This is a genomic window from Streptomyces mangrovisoli (assembly GCF_000974985.2).
In the GTDB taxonomy this organism is placed as follows: domain Bacteria; phylum Actinomycetota; class Actinomycetes; order Streptomycetales; family Streptomycetaceae; genus Streptomyces; species Streptomyces mangrovisoli.
Map to the genome: position 1 here is coordinate 15,006 of NZ_LAVA02000039.1, position 18,628 is coordinate 33,633.

The following is an 18,628-nucleotide window of genomic DNA, read 5'->3' on the forward strand; positions in this document are numbered from 1 at the left end:
ACGACGGCCTTTCGCGTACGACGACCGCCCGCGAACGGAGGCTTCGAATCAGCGCGGTGCGCCCGCCGCCTGCACCAGCGCCTCGAACAGCCGCTGCTGGGAGGGGTCTTCGGCGGCGGTGTCCTCGGGGTGCCACTGCACGGCCGCGAACCAGCCCGCGCCGCCGGGGAGTTCGAGGCCCTCCACGGTTCCGTCGGCGGCGCGCGCGGTGACGGTCAGTCCTTCGCCGAGCCGGTCCACGTGCTGGTGGTGGTAGCAGGACGCCTCGACCTTGTCGGTGCCCGTGGCGCGGGCCAGCACCGAGCCCGCGGCCAGGGCGACCGGGTGCCGTACATGCCGGTGCTCGCGGCCGGGGCCGCCCATGTCCTGGTGCAGGGTGCCGCCGAGGGCGGTGTTGACCACCTGGAGGCCGCGGCAGATCGCGAGCAGCGGCAGCCCGGCGACGAGGGCGTACTCGGCGGCCGCCAGGTCGAAGGAGTCCTGGAGGTCGTCGACGTCGTAGACGCTGTCGTGGGCGTCGGTGACGCCGTAGCGGTGCGGTGCCAGGTCGCCGCCGCCGGGCAGCAGCAGGCCGTCGAAGCGGGCGAGCCGGCCGGCCGTGCCGTTCTCGGCGGGGTGGATGGTGGCGGGTTCGCCCCCGGCCCGCCACACCGCCTCGACGAGGGCGCGGGCGTTGACCTCGGCCGCGTAGCGCAGGGCAGAGGTGGTGGCGGCGAACCGGGCGGGGATCGCGATGAGGGGTCGGCTCACAACTGGATCCAGGTGGTCTTGAGTTCGGTGTACTTCTCCAGGGCGTGCGCGGACTTGTCGCGGCCGTTGCCGGACTGCTTCATGCCGCCGAAGGGCACGGTCAGGTCGCCCTCCTCGTAGCAGTTGACCCAGACGGTGCCGGCCTTCAGGGCGCGGGAGACGCGGTGGGCGGTGGACAGGTCGGAGGTCCACAGGCCCGCGGCGAGGCCGTACTCGGTGTCGTTGGCGAGGGCGACGGCCTCGTCGAGGTCGTCGAAGGGCAGCACCGACAGGACGGGGCCGAAGACCTCCTCGCGGGCGAGGCGGCTGCGGGGGGCGACCTGGTCGAACACGGTGGGTTCGAGGTAGCTGCCGCCGGTCTCGGTGAGGGTGCGGGTTCCGCCGGTGCGCAGCCGGGCGCCGTCGTCGGCGGCCTGCCGGACGTGGTCGAGGACGCGGCCGAGGTGGGCCTCGCCGACCAGGGCGCCCATCTCGGTGGCCGGGTCGAGGGGGTCGCCGACGCGCAGCGCGCGGGCGCGGGCGACGATCGCCTCGGTGACGCGTTCGGCGACGGAGGAGTGGACGAGGAGGCGCGAGGGTGCGGTGCACATCTCGCCCTGGTTGAAGAAGATGCCCCAGGCTGCGGTGGCGGCCGCCTTGTCGAGGTCGGGGGCGTCGGGCAGGACGATGTTGGGCGACTTGCCGCCGAGTTCGAGCCAGACGCGCTTGAGGTTGGAGTCGGCCGCGTAGTGCAGGAAGTGGCGGCCGACGGCGGTGGAGCCGGTGAACGCGAGGACGTCGACGCCGGGGTGGAGGCCGAGGGCGCGTCCGGTGACCGGTCCGTCGCCGCAGACGACGTTGAGGACGCCGGGCGGCAGTCCGGCCTCGGTGGCGGCGCGGGCCAGCAGCAGCGCGGAGAGCGGGGAGTTCTCGGACGGCTTGAGGACGACCGTGCAGCCCGCGGCGAGGGCGGGGGCGATCTTCCAGCCGGCGAGGGTGAGCGGGAAGTTCCAGGGGACGACGGCGCCGACCACGCCGGCCGGTTCCCGGGTGACGAGGGCGAGCGCGTCGGCCGCGGTGTGCGGGGACTCGTCGGTGAGCTTGTCGGCGAGCTGGCCGTACCAGCGGAAGGTGTTGATCACCGCGCGCAGTTCGATGTCGTGGGCGTCGGTGATGGGCTTGCCCATCTCCAGGCTCACGGTGAGCGCGAGGTCGGCCCGCCGGTCCTCCAGGACGTCGGCGATGCGGGTGAGGACCCGGCCGCGGTCGGCGGGTGCCAGGCGCGGCCAGGGCCCGCTGTCGAACGCACGGCGAGCGGCGGCCACCGCGGCGTCGACCTCGGCGCTGCCGCCGTCGGCGACCTCGGTGAGGATCTGGCCGTCGCGGGGCGAGACCACGGGGAAGACAGCGCCCGACCCGGCCTCCTCGGCACCGTCGATGTGGTGTGCGCGAGGCAGGTCGAGCGCCTTGGCCCGGTGGAGCCATTCGTCGTGCGTGACAGCGGGCATGGGACGTTCTCCAGACCTTTGCTGAGGTGGGGGGTGGATGCGGGAATGCGGTGGGGCTACGTCCGCACGGCGGCCCGCGACCTTCTGACCCGCTCGTTGACCACGCCGGCGATCATCACCACGGGGACGGTGACCACGAGGGCGACGGCCGTGCCGGTGGAACCGCCGATGAGGGTGGTGAAGTTGGCGAGGATCAGCCAGATGGCTCCCGCGAGGCCGAGGGCGCCGAGCACGGGCGCGATCAGCGTGTTCCACGGGCGGGTGTCGAGGCGGGTACGGCGGAAGTAGACGATCACCGAGACGGACGTGAGCAGGTAGAGCAGCATCATCGCGAGGACGGCGACGCCGCTGAACCAGGAGAAGAGGGTCAGGACGGGGTCCTTGCCGGTGATCGCGAAGGGCACCACGAGCAGCAGGGCGATGGCCGTCTGCACGATGCCGGCGGTGCCCGGCGAGTGCCGCTTGTTGAGCTTGCTGAGACCGGCGGGCAGCTGCCCGTCGCGGCTGAGTGAGAAGAGGTAGCGGTTGGCGGAGTTGTGGAAGGTGAGGATGCCCGCGAAGAGGGAGGTCGCCAGCAGGACCGGCAGGACGTCGCCCGCCCAGCCGCCGAACAGCTCGGAGATCGGGGCGAAGACGAATCCGGAGGAGTCGCCGGAGGCGAGCGCCTTGCCGGCCGCGCCGGTGACGTGCGAGGGGCCGTACGCGGAGATCAGGGCCCAGGACGTGAGGGCGAAGAAGCCGGTGACCACGAGCACGGAGAGGTAGGTGGCGCGCGGGACCGTCTTCTTGGGCTCGCGGGCCTCCTCGCCGTAGATCGCGGTGGCCTCGAAGCCGAACATGGACGCGACGGCGAACATGATCGCCACGCCCGGGGCGCCCTGGAGGGCGGCCGACGGGGAGAAGCTGTCGGTGAGGGCGAGGCCCTCGGGGCCGCCGCCCTTGAACAGCGTGACCAGGCCGAACACCAGCAGGATGCTGAACTCGGCGGACACGAAGATCGCGAGGACCTTGGCGCCCATCTCGATGCCGAGGGCGCCGAGCGCCTGCACGATCGCCATGGTGATCAGCGACCACACCCACCAGGGGGCGTCCAGTCCGGTGTGCTGGGAGACCAGGCCGGAGACGATGGCGCCGTAGAGGCCGTACATCGCCGCCTGGATGCCGCAGTAGGCGAAGAGCGCGACGCCCGCGCTGCCGGCGCCGGAGGTACGGCCGAGGCCGGTGCCGATGTAGGTGTAGAAGGCGCCGGCGTCGACGACGTGGCGGCCCATGGCGACGAACCCGACCGAGAAGAGCAGGATCATCGCGCCCGCCAGGACGTAGGCGGCGGGGGTGCCGGCGCCGTTGCCGATGGCGATCGAGATGGGGGCCGCCCCGGCGATCCCGGTGAGCGGGGCCTGAGCGGACAGGACGAAGAAGAGGATGCCCAGGACGCCTAGGGCGTTGGGCTTGAGTGCGGCTGCGGTGGATGCGTCCCGCGCGGTCCGTTCGGTGGGGACCGTCTGACTGTCCACTCGGATCACCTGCCAGAAGGAGGAGTGTCGTTTCAGGCCAAACGAGTTGCCTCATCGTGGTGTGCGGCTATCCATTTGGCAAGGGGTTCTGGGCGGGGAATCCCCTTCGGGCGGGATTCCTTACGCGGCCGTTACCTGGGCCTTGGCGGCGGGCGGCGGGGGTGCGCGTTTGCCTCACCTGCGGGCCGGAGTGAGCCGTTCGCGCAGTTCCCCGCGCCCCTGGAGGGGGTGGGTTCGGTGGGGCCCTTTCGCGCAGTTCCCCGCGCCCCCGGAAGGGGCGCCCCCGCCCCGTGGTTCTCTGCGGGAGGGTGGGGGCTTGTCGCGCAGTTCCCCGCGCCCCTGGGTGGGCCAAGGCCGGGCGCCCTGAGGGGCGCGGGGAACTGCGCGATCAGCCCCCACCGGCCCGCAGGTGTCACAGGACCGGACCCACCCCCTCCAGGGGCGCGGGGAACTGCGCGACAAGCCCCCACCGGGCCGCGGGTGCAACCGGAGCGGACCCGGATGATTCAGGGGCGTGGGGACTGCGTGAGAAGGCCCGAGGCGGGGTGGGGCTCAGCTCTCGTCCGGGTGCTGGGCCAAGCGGTCCAGCAGGACGCGGAGTTCCGCGAGAGCCTCCTCCGTCACGGCCCGCTCGCCGAAGACGAGCTGGTGCAGCACCAGCCCCTCCAGCGCCGCGAAGACGAGCCGCGACAGCCCCCGGTCCACCGGCCGCTCCAGCATCTGGGACAGCTCGCGCCGGGTCGCCTCGAAGTACTCCTCGTACAGCCCCCGCATCTGCGGCAGCAGCTCCGGCCGCCGGCGCGCCTCCAGGAGCAGCTCGTACTGGAACGCCTGGAGGTCGGGCCCCGACTCCACCATGTCGGCGAGGCCCGCGGAGAAGTCCTGGACGCTGCCCGTGCCGGGCTCCAGCGCGCTGCTGCTGAGCGAGGAGCGCACCGCGTGCGCGAGCGCCTCCTCGATCAGCGCGTCCCGGGACCCGAAGTGGTGCACGACCAGGCCGTGGGTGACCCCGGCCTCCTCCGCGACGGCCCGGTAGGTGAGCCTGCGCAGCCCGCCCCGCGCGACGACGCGTACGGCCGCGTCGAGCAGGGCGGCCCGGCCCGCGCCGTAGTTCTTCACGCGCTTGCGCGGGCGGGGCTCACCGGCGGGCTCGGGCGGGGCGGGCTCGGTCATGGCGCCGACCCTACCCGCCGCGCCGAGTTCAGCGCTTGGGCGGGCGGATGCCACGGAACTCCCAGTCACCGCCGAGCGCCGTCGACAGGACCTCCTCCGACTCGGTGGGCTGGGCGCCGACGTCCGTGCGGATCGCGGTGGGGCCGGTCACGATGTGGTTGGTGAGCCGGCCGAGACCCTCGACCTCCACCTCGACGACGTCGCCGGGCTTGACCGGGCGCGAGTTCGCCGGCGTGCCCGACAGGAGCACGTCACCGGGGTAGAGCGTGATGGTGCGGGCGATGTCGGCGACGAGGTAGTGCATGTCCCACTGCATCTCGTCGGTGGTGCCGTCCTGGACGACCTCGCCGTTGACGTACGTCCGCAGGCTCTTGCCGTGGAAGTCCCAGTCGGTGACCAGGCCGGGGCCGAGGGGGCAGAGGGTGTCGGAGCCCTTGACGCGGAGCATGGAGCCGGCGTCGGTGTCGCGGAAGTCGTGCAGGCCGTAGTCGTTGGCGACCGTGTAGCCGGCGATGTGGTCGCCCGCCTCCTCGGGTGAGATGTTGCGGGCGGTGCGCCCGATGACGATGGCGACCTCGCCCTCGTAGTTGAGCCACTTGCAGCCCTCGGGGCGCACGATCGCGCCCTTGTGGGAGTTGAGGGCGGAGGTCGGCTTGTGGAAGTAGGTCGGGGTGTCCGGCAGGGTGATCCCGAACTCGTCCACGCGGCTGCGGTGGTTGAGGTGGACGGCGATGACCTTGGAGGGGACGACCGGGGGCAGGTGCTGGGCGTCCTCGGTCTTGACGCGGCGGCCGTCCGCGGCGACGAGCTCGTCCCCGTCGACGGTGACCTGGACGGCGGCGCCGTCGAGGAGGATGCGGCGGTACTCGGGCATGGTCGAAGGCTCCTAGCGGCTGTGGGGGGTGCGCGGGGCGCGCGAGGTCTGCGGGGCGCTCTGGGCGGGCGTGGCGGGCAGGCCGCTGCCGGTCCAGCCGTCGGCCGGGCGGTCGAACCAGAGGTGGACCTGGCCGGTGCCGATCGAGTTCTCGTATTCGCCGTACTGGCGGGCGCGGGCGACGCAGTTCCGCTCGCCGAGGGCGCCGGCCATCATCAGGTAGTGGAAGAACTTCGCCTCGGGGCGGAACTTCGAGAACGCGTCCATGGTGTCGAGGACCTTGTCGTGGTGGCCTTCCTTGAACCATTCGATGCGTTCGAGGTCGGCCTCGCGAGCCTCGGGGGTGCGGAGGTGCGCGGGGTCGCTGGACTCGTGGTCGCGCAGTTCGCGCAGCGGCCAGAAGGTGTGCGACAGGGCGCCGGAGGCGATCAGCAGCACGCGGCGGCCGGGGGTGGCGGCGATGCCGTCGGCGAGCGCGCGGCCGAGACGCAGATGGTCCTCGGCGTCGCCGGTCTGGCACACGCCGATGGTCACCCACCGCTTGTCGGGCAGTCCCTCGCCGAGGAACTTCCACAGGTTGATGGTGGCGTAGTAGATCGGCAGGTACTCGTCGTCGATCGCGGTGATCCAGGTGCCGTGCTTGTCGGCGAACGAGGCGATGTTGTGGGCGAGTTCGGGGTCGCCGGGGAAGTCGTACGGCATTCTGCACATGCCGCGCGGGAGTTCCTCGGAGGTGAACAGGCCCGCCCGGCGGGCTTGCGCCGTGGCGACGAACTCGACGGTGGTCGCCCAGTGCGAGTCGAGGACGACGACGGTGTCGTAGTCGTCGCGGTCGAAGACGTCCGCGCGCAGCTGCTCCAGGCCGGTGACGAGGGTGATCTCCTTGCCCTCGTTCAGCTCCAGGCGGGTCTCGCGCGGCAGCACGATGGTGGGGACATGGGCCAGCAGGCCCGCCCCGACGATCTCACCCATGGTCCTTCCAGCCCTTCGGTGCGGTGACGGTGTTCTTCAGGTCGCAGTAGAAGTCGAAGCTCCAGGTGCCGCCCTCGCGGCCGACGCCGGAGTGGCGGGAGCCGCCGAACGGCGCCTTGAGGTCGCGTACGAAGAAGCAGTTGACCCAGACGGTCCCGGCGACGAGCCGCTCGGTGACGCGGTCGGCGCGCGCCCGGTCGCCGGTGGCGAGGGTGGCGGCGAGGCCGAAGCGGGTGTCGTTGGCGAGGCGGACGGCCTCGTCCTCGTCGGTGAAGGTCTGGAGGGTGAGGACGGGTCCGAAGACCTCCTCCTGCACGATCTCGGAGTCCTGGGCGACGTCGGTGAGCAGGGTCGGCGCGTAGTACTGGCCGTCCAGGCGGAAGCCGCCGGTGACGGCGCGGGCGCCCGCGGCGACGGCGCGCTGCACGAAGCCGTCGATCTTCTCCAGCTGGCGTTCGTGGATGTTCGGGCCGATGTCGGTGGCCTCGTCGCGCGGGTCGCCCTGGGTGAGCCGGGCCGCCTTGTCGACGAAGCGCCGGGTGAACTCCTCGGCGACCGTCTCCTCGACGAGCAGCCTGGTCGCGGCGAGGCAGACCTGGCCGGCGTTGTCGTACTGCTCCACCGCGAGGTCGACCGCGAGGTCGAGGTCGGCGTCGGCGAAGACCAACAGGGGTGACTTGCCGCCGAGTTCGAGGCTGACGGGGGTGAGGTTGTCGGCGGCCGAGGCGGTGATCCGCCTGGCGGTCGGCACCGAGCCGGTGAAGCTGATGCGGCGCACGTCGGGGTGCGAGGTGAGGGCGTCGCCGATCTCGGCGCCGAGGCCCTGGACGACGTTGAGGACGCCGGCGGGCAGTCCGGCCTCGGCGGCGATGTCGGCGAGGAGGGAGGCGGTGAGCGGGGACCACTCGGCGGGCTTGAGCACCACGGTGTCGCCCGCGGCGAGCGCGGGGGCGACCTTCCAGGTGGCGAGCATCAGCGGCGCGTTCCACGGGGTGATGAGCACGCAGGGGCCGGCCGGGTCCCAGGTGACGTGGTTGGTGTGGCCGCGGGTCTCGAAGTCCTCGTGCTCCAGGGTGAGCAGCCAGTCCGCGAAGAAGCGGAAGTTGTGGGCGACGCGGGGCATCACACCGCGGCGGTGGGAGCGCAGCAGGGCGCCGTTGTCGGTGGTCTCGACGATCGCCAGGTCCTCGAGACGCTTCTCGACGCCGTCGGCGATCGCGTGCAGGACGCGGGCGCGCTCGGCGCGGGGGGTGGCGGCCCAGCCGGGGAACGCGGCCTTGGCGGCGGCGACGGCGGCGGCGGCCTCGGCCGGTCCGCCGCGGGCGATCTCGGCGAGTTCGGTGCCGTCGACGGGCGAGACGTCGGTGAACGTGTCGGCGGAGGCGACGCGTTCACCGCCGATCCAGTGCCGGGTGTCGACGGCGACTCCGGCGACGAGGGTCTTGTGGGTCATGGAATCTCCAGAAGGAAGCGGAGGCTGTGCAACCCCCTCGGGGAGGCGCCCGTCAGGGGCGCGGGGAACTGCGCGACCGGCCACGACGAGACGCGCGGCCGAGAGCCGGCATCGAGCGGGGCGGGCCGGTGTCACTCGGCGAGCGCCCCCGACGTTCCGGACTCCAGCAGCCGGCCGCCGTCCCAGACGACCCCGACCTGCCGGTAGTACGCCGCGATCGGCTCGCGGATCTCCAGCCGGGCCAGCTCCTCGGTGGGCGCCTCGAACAGCTCCAGCTCCGCGTCGCCGACCCACGCGGGCCCGGCCTCGAAGGACGCGGCGCCGGTCTCGACGAGCTCGTCGAGGGCGAGCCCCTTGCCCTTCTCGACGGAGGGCAGCCAGCGGTGGTGGGCCATGGGGTGGGAGTTGACGAACCCGTTGGTGTCGGACGGTTCCCGCAGGGTGACGACGGCCTGGGCGAGTCGCCGGTCGGCGGCGGCGAGGGTCGCGCCGAAGCGCGCCCCGGCCTCGATCCGCGGGGCGGGCCCGTAGGGGTGCGGGCGGGTCTGGTGGATCGAGCCGAGCTTCTTCGGGTAGCCCTGGTGCAGGCCGCGGGCGATGGCGAAGTCCTTGTCGACCCAGATGTACACGCAGCGGGAGTACGTCTGCCCGCGGTAGGAGCAGCGGACGACCGCGAAGGCCTCCTTGTACTGGGAGCGCACCGGGTCGAGCAGTTCGTCGCCGGCGGCGGCGCAGGACTGCCAGTCGGCCCAGATCAGCGCGACCGCGCCGGGGTCCTCGTCGGCCAGTTCCAGCGGCTCGGGGAGGAGTTCGCGCACGCGGGCGGGGTCGGTGCGGTACTCGACGGTGAGCAGGTCGCCGGAGTAGTGCCACGGCGGGCTGGGGATCAGCGACGAGGCGCCGCTCGCCGTCTTGGGGTGGAAGTATCCGCGGAGGGTGCTCACTCGGGGGCTCCTTGGCCGGTCAGGACGGGCAGTGCGGGCACGGCGGCCACGTCGGGCGCGGCCGACAGGGCGGGCGCGGCCGACAGGGCGGGCGCGGCCGACAGGGCGGGCTGCTTGAGCAGCTGGGCGCGGTAGCGGGCGGCGCCCATGACGGCGGACTGGCCGCCCAGCGCGATGACGCCGACCAGCAGGCCGTCGGTGTGGTAGCCGACGAGCAGGTCGCCGTCCTCGTCGCCGTGCAGGACGCGCACGTCGTCGAGGCCGAGCGCGGGGGCGCCGAAGGACTGGAGGCGGAAGTCGTGCTGGTCGCTCCAGAAGGTGGGCAGCGGGGCGAAGGGCTCGCGCCCGGTGCCGCCGGTGCCGTTCAGGTGGGCGGTCAGGGTGACGGCGGCGTGCTTGGCGGTGTCCGTGGGGATGGACCAGTGCTCGACCCGGCGGGGCACGCCGTCGTAGCGGGCGTTGGGGAAGCGGGCGACGTCGCCGACCGCGACCACATCGGGGCGGCCGCCGGCGCGCAGGTGCTCGTCGGTGAGGACGCCGTCGGTGAGGTCGAGGCCGTTGCCGTCCAGCCACTCGGTGTTGGCGAGGGAGCCGACCGATTCCACGACGACGTCGGCGGGCAGCACCCGGCCGTCGGAGAGGACCACGCCGGTGACCCGGTCGCCGCCCTCGAAGGCGGTCACGCCGGTGCCGAGGGCGAAGCGCACGCCGCGCTCCTCGTGCCGGCGCAGCAGGGCGCGGGCGAGCAGCTCGCCGAGCGGGCCGACCATGGGCAGCGGCATGGGGTCGACGACGGTGACCTCGGCGGCGCCGAGGCCGAGGGCGGTGGCGGCGACCTCGCAGCCGATGAAGCCCCCGCCGACCACGACGACGCGGGCGCCGGGCCGGCTGAGGTCGGCGTGCAGGCCCTGGGCGTCGGCGAGGGTGCGCACGGTGTGCCGGCCGGTGAGCGGGCCGGGGCAGCGCAGCCGGCGCGGGCGCATCCCGGTGGCGACGACGAGGCCGGCGTAGGGCAGGCGCTCGCCGTCGGCGAGTTCGACGTGGCGGGCGTCGAGGTCGGCGGCGACGATCCTGGTGCCGAGGCGCCACTCGACGTCGCGGACGCTGGCGCGGGGCCGGAAGGCGAGGGACTCGAAGGGCGCCTTGCCCGCGAGGACCTCCTTCGACAGCGGGGGCCGGTTGTACGGCATGTGGGGCTCGTCCCCGATCACGGTGACCGGCCCGTCCCAGCCGGCGGCGCGCAGCTGCTCGGCGGCGCGCAGGCCGGCCATCGAGGCACCGGCCACGACGACAGTGGCGCTCATGGCGTCAGCCCTCGATCCGGATGGCCTGGAGCGGGCAGACGTCCGCGGCTTCCTCGACCTCGTCGCGCAGGGCGTCGTCGGGCTCGGCGACGTAGGCCAGCCGGCCGGCGTCGTCGAAGCTGAAGACGTCGGGGGAGGCGAAGACGCACTGGCCGTGGTCCTGGCACTTGTTCATGTCGACGACGACCTTCATGGCCGGTCCTCCTCTTGCTGAGGGCGTGGGGGCGGGGAAAGGCGGAAAATGGGGAAAAGGAGGGGCCCGAACCGGCTACGGCCGGGCCCCGCCCGCCAAAGGGGTCCGATGCGAACCCCCTACTCGTTTGGCGTCAAACAACATATGAAGCGACCGGACCCTGGTCAATAGCTATCCGGATGGATAAATTTTTGCGGCCGGACTCTTGCGGGGAGGTGGCGCGCTGCCTACCGTTTGGGCTCAAACCTCAAGGCGGTTCCCGCCCCGCGCAAGCTCCTCGCAGACTCCCCGCGACCTCTCCGTGAGTCCTCCGCGAGCCCTCTGCGAGCTCCTTGCGGCGGTACGACACCGCCCCGATCGCCTGCTCCCCCGGCGCCCGAATCCAGGGCCCGCGGGAGGCGTCCCGACATCCCCCGAGGAGATCCCGGTGAGCGCATCCGACTCCCCGCCCGACCGCCGTCACCTGGACCGGCTCAGCGCCGAGGGCATCGACGTCGTACGGGTGACCTACCCCGACCTCATCGGCACCGAGCGGGCCCGCGACGTCCTGGTGGACCACCTGCCCGCGGCCTGCGACCACGGCCTGGCCTTCTGCCGCGCCGTCTACCACACCACCCCGCAGGGCGACGTGGTCCCGGTCTCCGGCGGCCTGGACGCGGGACTGCCCGACGTCAGCGTGCGCCCCGACCTGTCCACCCTCGCCCCGCTCCCCTGGGAGCCCGGCGTGGCCACCTGCCTAGCCGACGCCACCGACCCGGCGACCGGGCAGCCCACCCCCGAGTCGCCGCGCGCCCTGCTGCGCACCGTGCTCGACCGGTGCGCCGAGCACGGCCTGAGCCCGGTCGTCGGTCCGGAGCTGGAGTACTTCCTGTGCGAGCCGGACGCCGAGACCCCGCGCGGCTGGCGCCGCTACAGCGGGACGCCGGGCGCCGTGTACACGGCCGGCCTGCGCGCCGACCCGGACAACCATCTGCTGCGCACCCTGAGGCAGTTGCGGGGCCTCGGCATCGGTGTCACCAACGGCAACCACGAGTTCGACGGCGGCCAGTTCGAGATCAACCTGACCCACTCCGACGCGCTCGACGCGGCGGACCGCGCCTTCCGCTTCAAGTCGGCGGTCAAGGAACTGGCCCGCAAGGAGGGCCGCCTGGCCACCTTCATGGCCAAGCCGTTCAACGACGCGGGCGGCTCCGGCTTCCATCTCCACCTGTCCTGCGCGGACCTGGACGGGCGCAACGTCTTCGCCGACCCGGCGGCGCCCTACGGCCTGTCCGCCACCGCCCGGCACGCGGTGGCCGGCGTCCTCGCGCACGCCCCGGCCCTGGCCGCGCTGGCCAACCCGACCGTCAACTCCTACAAGCGGTTCGGGCCCGACACCCTCGCGCCCTGGCTGATCGACTGGGGCCTGGACAACCGCAGCGCGATGGTCCGCATCCCGCCGGAGCGCGGCGCGGGCGCCCGCCTGGAGCTGCGCCTGGGCGACGCCAGCGCCAACCCCTACCTGCTGATCGCCGGAACCGTCGCCGCCGCCCTGCTGGGCGTCCAGGCCGGCGAGGAGCCGCCCGCCCCGCTGGAGGGCTACGGCTACGACCCGAGCAGGTCGGCCCTGCTGCCGACCTCCCTGCCCGCCGCCCTCGACGCGTTCGAGGCGGACACCGCCCTGACCGACCTCCTCGGCAAGGACTTCGCCACCGCCTTCCTCAGCTACAAGCGGGACGAAGTAGAACGCTTCCAACGGCACGTCACCGACTGGGAGTTCACCGAGTACGGCTACCACCTGTGACGACCGGGAGATCCATCATGACCACGCACGCCCAGCTGCCCTCCGTCCGCGAGGCGGTCCAGGAACCGCTTCCGCTGGGGGACGTGAACCTCGCCGACCTCGACAACTTCACGGACGGCGTCACGCCGTACCGCATGTTCCACACCCTGCGCCACGAGGACCCCGTCCACTGGCAGCCCGAGGAGGAGCCCAACTCCGGCTTCTGGTCGGTGACCCGGCACGCCGACATCGCCCGGGTCGACCGCGACGCGGAGACCTTCACCTCCACCCGGTTCGTCAACCTGGAAGAGGTCGACGACGACCAGATCAAGAAGCGCGCCTCCATCCTGGAGCTCGACGGCGTCCGCCACCGCGCCCTGCGCAGCCTGATCCAGCGCCAGTTCGGCGCGACCGTGATCAACGGCTACACCGACTTCCTGCGCGGCCTGACCGCGCAGACCCTCGACGCGGCGCTCGCCAAGGGCTCGTTCGACTTCGTGAAGGAGGTCTCCGCCGACTTCCCGATCAACGTGCTGGCCCGCCTGCTCGACGTGCCGCCGGAGGACAACCAGCAGCTCATCGACTGGGGCAACCGGATCATCGGCAACACCGACCCGGACTACGCCGACGTGCTGCTGCACAGCGCCGAGAGCGAGAAGTACCGCGACCTGCCGTTCCGCTCCCCCGCCTCCCTCGAAGTCTTCGACTACGGACGGGAACTGGCCCGCCAGCGGCGCGGTGGCGACGGCACCGACCTGGTCTCCCGCCTGGTCAACCAGACCCCGCGCGACGGAGTCCCGCTGTCCGGGCAGGACTTCGACAACTTCTTCCTGCTGCTGGTGGTCGCGGGCAACGAGACCACCCGGCACACCATCTCCCACTCGATGCTGGCCCTGCTCCAGCACCCCGAGCAGCTCGCCCGCCTCAAGGACGACCCCTCGCTCATCCCCACGGCCGTCGAGGAGTTCCTGCGCTGGGCCTCCCCCGTCTACCACTTCCGCCGCACCGCCACCCGTGACGTCGAGCTCGGCGGCAAGCGGATCAAGGAAGGCGACAAGGTCGTCATGTGGTACGCCTCCGGCAACCGCGACGAGGAGGTCTTCGGCGACCCCTACGAGTTCGACGTGGCCCGGCAGAACAACGACCACGTCACCTTCGGCAAGGGCAGCCCGCACCTGTGCCTGGGCAACCTGCTCGCCCGCACCGAGATCCGCATCATGTTCGAGGAGCTCATCCCGCGCATCGCGGACATCCGGCTGGCCGGCGACATCCCGCGGGTCCGCTCGAACTTCGTCAACGGCATCAAGAAGCTGCCGGTCGAGGTGACGACGGTCTGATCGGCCGACTCTTCAGGGCCGCGGCCGACTCTTCAGGGCCGCGGCTCCGCCCGGGGGGCGATCCTCAAGGACGCGGGTCCGCCCGGGAGGGCGATCCTCAAGGACGCGGGTCCGCCTGGGAGTTGAGCCGGTCCAGCAGGACGAGCAGGGCGGCGCGGTCGTCGCCGGTCAGCGGGGCGAAGCACTCCGCCAGCACCTCCCCGGCGACCGCGTGCCCCGCGGCCAGGACCCGCTCCCCCGCAGGGGTGAGGTGATGTTCGATGCGCCGGCCGTGCCCCGGCCGGCGCTCGACCAGGTCCTGCGCGGCCAGCCGCCCGACGAGCGTGCCGAACGCCTGCTCGCTCTGGAAGGTCGCGGCCGCCAGCTCCCGCGCGGACGCGCCCGGTGTACGGCTGATCGCGCGCAGCGCGTCCCACTGGGCGAGCGTGGTGCCCGCCGACGCGAGGGCGCTGTCCAGCGCCCGGTGCTGGCGGTACTGGGTCTGCTTGACCGCCCGGCCGAGACGTTGCAGGTCATCGTGCATGAGGGGAGTCTACCCGACGACTAAGCTAGCTTAAATAAGCATCTTTAGTTAGGCTGTCGGCATGACGACGACACCTGAACCCACCGCGCCCGAGCACACCACGCGGCCGCACCCCGACCTGCCGCTCACCGTCCGCGAGGCAGGCGCCGGCCGCCCGGTGCTCGTCCTGCACGGCGGCGGAGGCCCCGCCACCGTCGCGGGACTCGCCGAGCACCTCTCCCGGGCCGCGCACACCCTCACCCCCGTGCACCCCGGCTGGGACGGCACGCCCCGCCCGGACTGGCTGACCGGGGTCGACGACCTCGCCCTCGCCTACCTGCGCCTCCTCGCCGACCGGGGTCTGGACGACGTACTGGTCGTCGGCTCCTCCCTCGGCGGCTGGATCGCGGCCGAGATGGCCGTACGGGACACCGCGGGCATCCTCAGCGGGCTGGTCCTGATCGACGCCGTCGGCATCGACGTGCGCGAGGCGCCGATCCCGGACTTCTTCGCGCTCGACGCCCGCGGGGTCGCCGAGCACTCCTGGCACGACCCCGAGCGCTTCCACGTCGACCCCGCGACCCTGCCGCCCGCCGAACTCGCCCGCCGCGGCGCCAACATGGCCACGATGCGGATCCTCGCCGAGGACCCGTACATGCACGACCCGAAGCTGCGGCGCCGCCTCGGCCGGGTCCGCACCCCCGCCCTGCTCGTGTGGGGCGAGAGCGACCGCATCGTCACTCCGGCCTACGGCGCCGCGTACGCCGCCTCGTTCGGCGACGGCCGCCTGGAGGTCGTACGGGAGGCGGGCCATCTGCCGCACGTGGAACGGCCGGAGGCGGTCCTCGCGCTGGTCGACCGGCACGCGAAGGAGACGGCGGGCGGCCGCCCGGGGACCTCCGCGGACTGAGCGGGCGGCCGCTCGGCGGCTACCTACCGCTTGAGCTGCTGGTACAGGTCCGCGAGGTCCCCCGCGAGCGCGGACTTGACCTGGCGCGAGACGTCGTCGGCGAGGACCTCGTACGCGCCGGACTCGACGCCGTCGAGGGCGGCCGCGGCGATGTCGCGCGGGTCGCTCTTGGGCGCGTCGACGGCGGCGGCCATGTCGGTGTCCACGTACCCGACATGCAGACCGGTGACCTCGATGCCGCGCGGACGCAGGTGCAGGCGCAGGGAGTTGGACTGCGACCACAGCGCCGCCTTGGAGGCGCTGTAGGGGGTGCCGTCGGCGAACCAGGACAGCGCCGAGTGGACGTTGAGGATGTGACCGCCGCCGTTGCGCTCGATCACCGGCACGAAGGCCCGGGTGAGCAGCAGGGGGCCGAAGAAGTTGACCTCCAGGTCGCGGCGGACGTCCTCGATCGGGGAGGCTAGGTAGTCCGCGCCGGTCGCGACGCCCGCGTTGTTGATCAGCACGGTGACGTCCCGCGCGGCCTCGGCGACGGCCGCCACGGAGGCGGGGTCGGTGACCTCCAGCGCGAGCGGGACCGCGTCGGGGTGCACGACGGAACGCGGGTCGCGGGCGGTGGCGTAGACCTTGCCGGCGCCTCGCGCGAAGGCCTCCTCCACCAGGGCCTTTCCTATGCCCCGGCTGCCGCCGGTGACGAGGACGACGGAGTTCTTGAGCGTGGTCATGGCTTCCTCCGGAAGAGCTGTGAAACCGATCGGTTTCCTGCCGTCGCGACCCAACGTAAACCGATCGGTTTCCGCGCGCAAGCCGCGGAGGAGCAACGGAGGAGCCGCGAAGGAGTCGCGATCACGGGGAAGCGGGGACCCACCTGGGGATTCAGCTTTGAAAATCAAACCAGCGGGGTCGGAAAACGGCCGCCGGGGCGGGGTATCGGGCCGCGGTCAGGCGCGGGCGGCCGACGCGGGGCCGAGGGCCTCGGCGCGGGTCTCCAGAATGCGCAGCACGCGCGTGCCCCACTCGACGTTGGCCCGCTCCAGGGCCAGACCGCCCTGGAGGGTGAGATAGGGGCCGACCCGGTCGGCGGCCGCGAGGAACTCCTCCTCCGTCCGCCCGGCCAGCAGCCGCTCCCGCGCCCGCTCGAACCGGGCGAGCTTGGCCGCGGCCCGCTCCACGCGCTCCGTCACCCCGGCCCGCACCGCGTCCAGGTCGCCGACGTCGACGCACTGGACCTTGACCATCAGCTCGTCGCGGATGGCCATCGGCTTGCTGGCGGGCTCGGCGGTGTAGGCGCGCACGGCCTCGCGTCCGGCGTCGGTGAGGGCGAACAGCCTTTTGTTCGGGCGCCGTTCCTGCTCGACGACGCGCGCGGCGACCAGGCCCTCGGCCGCCATGCGCTCCAGCTCGCGGTAGATCTGCTGGGGTGTGGCCATCCAGAAGTTGGCGACGGACGCGGCGAACCCCTTCGCCAGGTCGTACCCGGATGCCTCACCCTCCAGCAGTGCGGCCATCACCGCGTTGCGCAGCGCCATGCGGTCAACCTAACACCGGGTTGATCAGTGGATACGCGGCCCGGACGACGGAGCTGTCACGGGGTGCGCGGCGGTCGCCTGGTCCAAGGTGGTGTCCCGCACGCCGTCACCGAAGGAAGGCCACCGCCCCCATGACCCTGTCCCCCGCCGCCCCGCCCACCGAGCAGCAGGCCCGCGAGGAGAGGCTGACCGAGCAGGTCGTACGGTCCTTCGGCGGCTGCCCGGACCCCCGGCTGGCGGAGCTGATGACGGGCCTGGTCCGCCATCTGCACGCCTATGTCCGCGAGGTGCGGCTGACCGAGGAGGAGTGGGCCGCGGCGATCGGTTTCCTGACCGCGTGCGGGCACATCACCGACGACCGGCGGCGGGAGTTCGTCATGCTCTCGGACGTCCTCGGCGCCTCGATGCAGACGATCGCGGTCAACGACACGGGGTGCGGGGCAGCCACCGAGGCGACCGTCGTCGGGCCGTTCTTCCTGGCGGACTCCCCCGAGGTGCCCTTCGGCGGGGACGTCTCGGGGGGCGCGCCGGGCGAACCCTGCTGGGTGGAGGGCACCGTCACTGACACCGCGGGCGTCCCGCTCGCCGGAGCCCTGGTCGAGGTCTGGGAGGCCGACGCGGACGGCCGTTACGACGTGCAGTACGCCGACGGGCGCGTCGCGGCCCGCGGCCGGCTGCGCACCGACGCGCGGGGCCGGTACGCGTTCTGGGGGCTCACCCCGGTGCCGTACCCGATCCCGCACGACGGGCCGGTGGGGCGGCTGCTGGCCGCGACGGGGCGCTCCCCGATGCGCGCGTCGCATCTGCACTTCAGGGTGGGCCACCCGGAGTGCCGCACCCTGGTCACCCACATCTTCGTCGACGGCGACGAACTGCTGGGCTCCGACGCGGTGTTCGGCGTACAGGACTCCCTGGTGAAGGAGTTCGTCCGGCAGCCGGCCGGCACACCGGGGCCGGACGGCCGCCGCCTGGACGGCAGTTGGTCGAAGGTCCGCTTCGACGTCGTGCTCGCCCCGGCGGTCGGCGACCCGCGCTGACGCGTGGCGGGGCTGCGTGCGGCGGCCGTTCCGGCTGAGTACCGGGCCCGCGCGGGCTGAGTGCGGGTACTCAGGCCCGGAAGGTCCCGGCAACGGATCCTGGAGATCCAAGTTCGCCGGGACCGGGAGACCGAACATGCTCAGCCGCCTCGCCGACCTGCTGGTCCCTGCCGTGGGCCGGCTGTCGGTGACCACCGATCCGCGGGCCGTCCTCGCGCCGGGCAGCGTCATCGCCGCGAACCACACCTCGCTGGCGGACCCCGCCGTCGTGGTCGCCGCCCTGCGCCGGCTCGGCGTGGAGCCGGTCGTCATGGCGGCGGCCGGGCTGTGGCGGATCCCGCTGCTCGGGCGCGCGCTGGTGCGTGAAGGGCACATCCCCGTCCGGCGGGGCGACCGACGCGCGGCGGAGGCGCTCGACGACGCGGTCCGGGCGCTGGAGCGCGGGCGTCTCGTCCTGATCTACGCGGAGGGTGGTCTCCCGCGCCGCAGGGACGCCGCCGAGGCGGCACCCGGTGCCTTCCGCAGCGGCCTGTCGCGGCTGGTCCAGCGCACGGGGGCGGCGGTGGTGCCGGTGGGGCAGGCCGGGGCCCGGCGGGTCGCCTCGGGAAGCCTGGCCAAACAGCTCACGGGGGTGCTGACGGCACCGGTGCGGCGGCCGGCGCTGCACGTGCACGTGGGCGCTCCGCTGCGGGTGGCGTCGGAGGGTGTGGCCTGGACGGAGGTCGCCCACGGCGCGGTGACGGACGCGTGGCGCACGGCGGCGGCGCGGCTCTGCGAACCGGCGGCGTAGGGCTCCGCCTGAAGCGCCGTCCGACACCTGCGGGTGCGTAGAGGCTCCGCCTGAAGCGCCGTCCGACACCTGCGGGTGCGTAGGGGCTGATCGCGCA

At 73.0% G+C, this 18,628-nt stretch carries 18 protein-coding genes; 5 read left to right on the plus strand and 13 right to left on the minus strand.

Features of this window, described 5'->3' with window-relative positions; all coding sequences use genetic code 11:
- Positions 1-48: 48 nt before the first annotated feature.
- The 10 genes from WN71_RS18140 to WN71_RS18185 form a co-directional block, all read right to left on the minus strand.
- Positions 49-750: a gamma-glutamyl-gamma-aminobutyrate hydrolase family protein gene (locus WN71_RS18140; protein ID WP_071369859.1), complete on the minus strand. Its 702-nt coding sequence runs from the start codon at positions 748-750 to the stop codon at positions 49-51.
- Positions 747-2,237, minus strand: coding sequence for an aldehyde dehydrogenase (locus WN71_RS18145; RefSeq protein ID WP_046582863.1), 1,491 nt, complete (start codon positions 2,235-2,237; stop codon positions 747-749). Before WN71_RS18145 ends, WN71_RS18140 begins: the two co-directional genes overlap by 4 nt.
- 56 nt (positions 2,238-2,293) lie before the next feature.
- Positions 2,294-3,751, minus strand: a complete 1,458-nt coding sequence (locus WN71_RS18150; RefSeq protein WP_046582860.1) for an APC family permease — start codon at positions 3,749-3,751, stop codon at positions 2,294-2,296.
- A 552-nt stretch (positions 3,752-4,303) separates the two neighbouring features.
- The gene (locus WN71_RS18155) at positions 4,304-4,924 is read right to left on the minus strand and encodes a TetR/AcrR family transcriptional regulator (RefSeq protein WP_046582858.1); all 621 of its coding nucleotides are present in this window, start codon (positions 4,922-4,924) and stop codon (positions 4,304-4,306) included.
- Positions 4,925-4,952: 28 nt separating this feature from the next.
- Complete coding sequence (locus WN71_RS18160) at positions 4,953-5,798, minus strand: fumarylacetoacetate hydrolase family protein (RefSeq protein ID WP_046582856.1); 846 nt, start codon at positions 5,796-5,798, stop codon at positions 4,953-4,955.
- Between the two features lie 12 nt (positions 5,799-5,810).
- A complete protein-coding gene (locus WN71_RS18165) occupies positions 5,811-6,770 on the minus strand; it encodes a 3,4-dihydroxyphenylacetate 2,3-dioxygenase (protein WP_046582855.1) in 960 nt (319 codons plus the stop codon).
- The gene (locus tag WN71_RS18170) at positions 6,763-8,223 is read right to left on the minus strand and encodes an aldehyde dehydrogenase (RefSeq protein WP_046582854.1); all 1,461 of its coding nucleotides are present in this window, start codon (positions 8,221-8,223) and stop codon (positions 6,763-6,765) included. Before WN71_RS18170 ends, WN71_RS18165 begins: the two co-directional genes overlap by 8 nt.
- Positions 8,224-8,354: 131 nt before the next feature.
- A complete protein-coding gene (locus WN71_RS18175; RefSeq protein ID WP_046582853.1) occupies positions 8,355-9,167 on the minus strand; it encodes an acetoacetate decarboxylase family protein in 813 nt (270 codons plus the stop codon).
- A complete protein-coding gene (locus tag WN71_RS18180; protein WP_079177935.1) occupies positions 9,164-10,471 on the minus strand; it encodes an NAD(P)/FAD-dependent oxidoreductase in 1,308 nt (435 codons plus the stop codon). Before WN71_RS18180 ends, WN71_RS18175 begins: the two co-directional genes overlap by 4 nt.
- Before the next feature lie 4 nt (positions 10,472-10,475).
- A complete protein-coding gene (locus WN71_RS18185; protein WP_046582850.1) occupies positions 10,476-10,664 on the minus strand; it encodes a ferredoxin in 189 nt (62 codons plus the stop codon).
- 427 nt (positions 10,665-11,091) lie between these two features.
- Here WN71_RS18185 and WN71_RS18190 point away from each other — a divergent pair, with 427 nt between their 5' ends.
- A complete protein-coding gene (locus tag WN71_RS18190) occupies positions 11,092-12,447 on the plus strand; it encodes a glutamine synthetase family protein (RefSeq protein ID WP_046582848.1) in 1,356 nt (451 codons plus the stop codon).
- Between the two features lie 17 nt (positions 12,448-12,464).
- On the plus strand, positions 12,465-13,763 hold the full coding sequence (locus tag WN71_RS18195; RefSeq protein ID WP_046582847.1) for a cytochrome P450: 1,299 nt from the start codon (positions 12,465-12,467) through the stop codon (positions 13,761-13,763).
- A 97-nt stretch (positions 13,764-13,860) separates the two neighbouring features.
- Here WN71_RS18195 and WN71_RS18200 read toward each other — a convergent pair whose 3' ends face one another.
- Entirely contained in the window at positions 13,861-14,286 is a 426-nt protein-coding gene (locus tag WN71_RS18200) for a MarR family winged helix-turn-helix transcriptional regulator (protein WP_046582845.1), read from the minus strand.
- Positions 14,287-14,347: 61 nt separating this feature from the next.
- Between WN71_RS18200 and WN71_RS18205 the strand changes: the two genes are divergently transcribed.
- Positions 14,348-15,175 carry an alpha/beta fold hydrolase gene (locus WN71_RS18205; protein ID WP_079177936.1) on the plus strand — a complete coding sequence of 276 codons (828 nt, stop codon included), beginning with the start codon at positions 14,348-14,350 and terminating at the stop codon, positions 15,173-15,175.
- A 23-nt stretch (positions 15,176-15,198) separates the two neighbouring features.
- Here WN71_RS18205 and WN71_RS18210 read toward each other — a convergent pair whose 3' ends face one another.
- Together WN71_RS18210 and WN71_RS18215 are read right to left on the minus strand one after the other, a co-directional pair.
- On the minus strand, positions 15,199-15,900 hold the full coding sequence (locus WN71_RS18210; protein WP_046582843.1) for an SDR family oxidoreductase: 702 nt from the start codon (positions 15,898-15,900) through the stop codon (positions 15,199-15,201).
- Positions 15,901-16,116: 216 nt separating this feature from the next.
- Positions 16,117-16,704 carry a PadR family transcriptional regulator gene (locus WN71_RS18215; protein ID WP_046582841.1) on the minus strand — a complete coding sequence of 196 codons (588 nt, stop codon included), beginning with the start codon at positions 16,702-16,704 and terminating at the stop codon, positions 16,117-16,119.
- Between the two features lie 131 nt (positions 16,705-16,835).
- On the opposite strand from WN71_RS18215, the gene WN71_RS18220 reads away from it, so the two are divergent.
- The gene (locus WN71_RS18220; protein WP_046582839.1) at positions 16,836-17,741 is read left to right on the plus strand and encodes a dioxygenase family protein; all 906 of its coding nucleotides are present in this window, start codon (positions 16,836-16,838) and stop codon (positions 17,739-17,741) included.
- 136 nt (positions 17,742-17,877) lie between these two features.
- On the plus strand, positions 17,878-18,531 hold the full coding sequence (locus WN71_RS18225; RefSeq protein WP_046582837.1) for a lysophospholipid acyltransferase family protein: 654 nt from the start codon (positions 17,878-17,880) through the stop codon (positions 18,529-18,531).
- Positions 18,532-18,628: the final 97 nt, after the last annotated feature.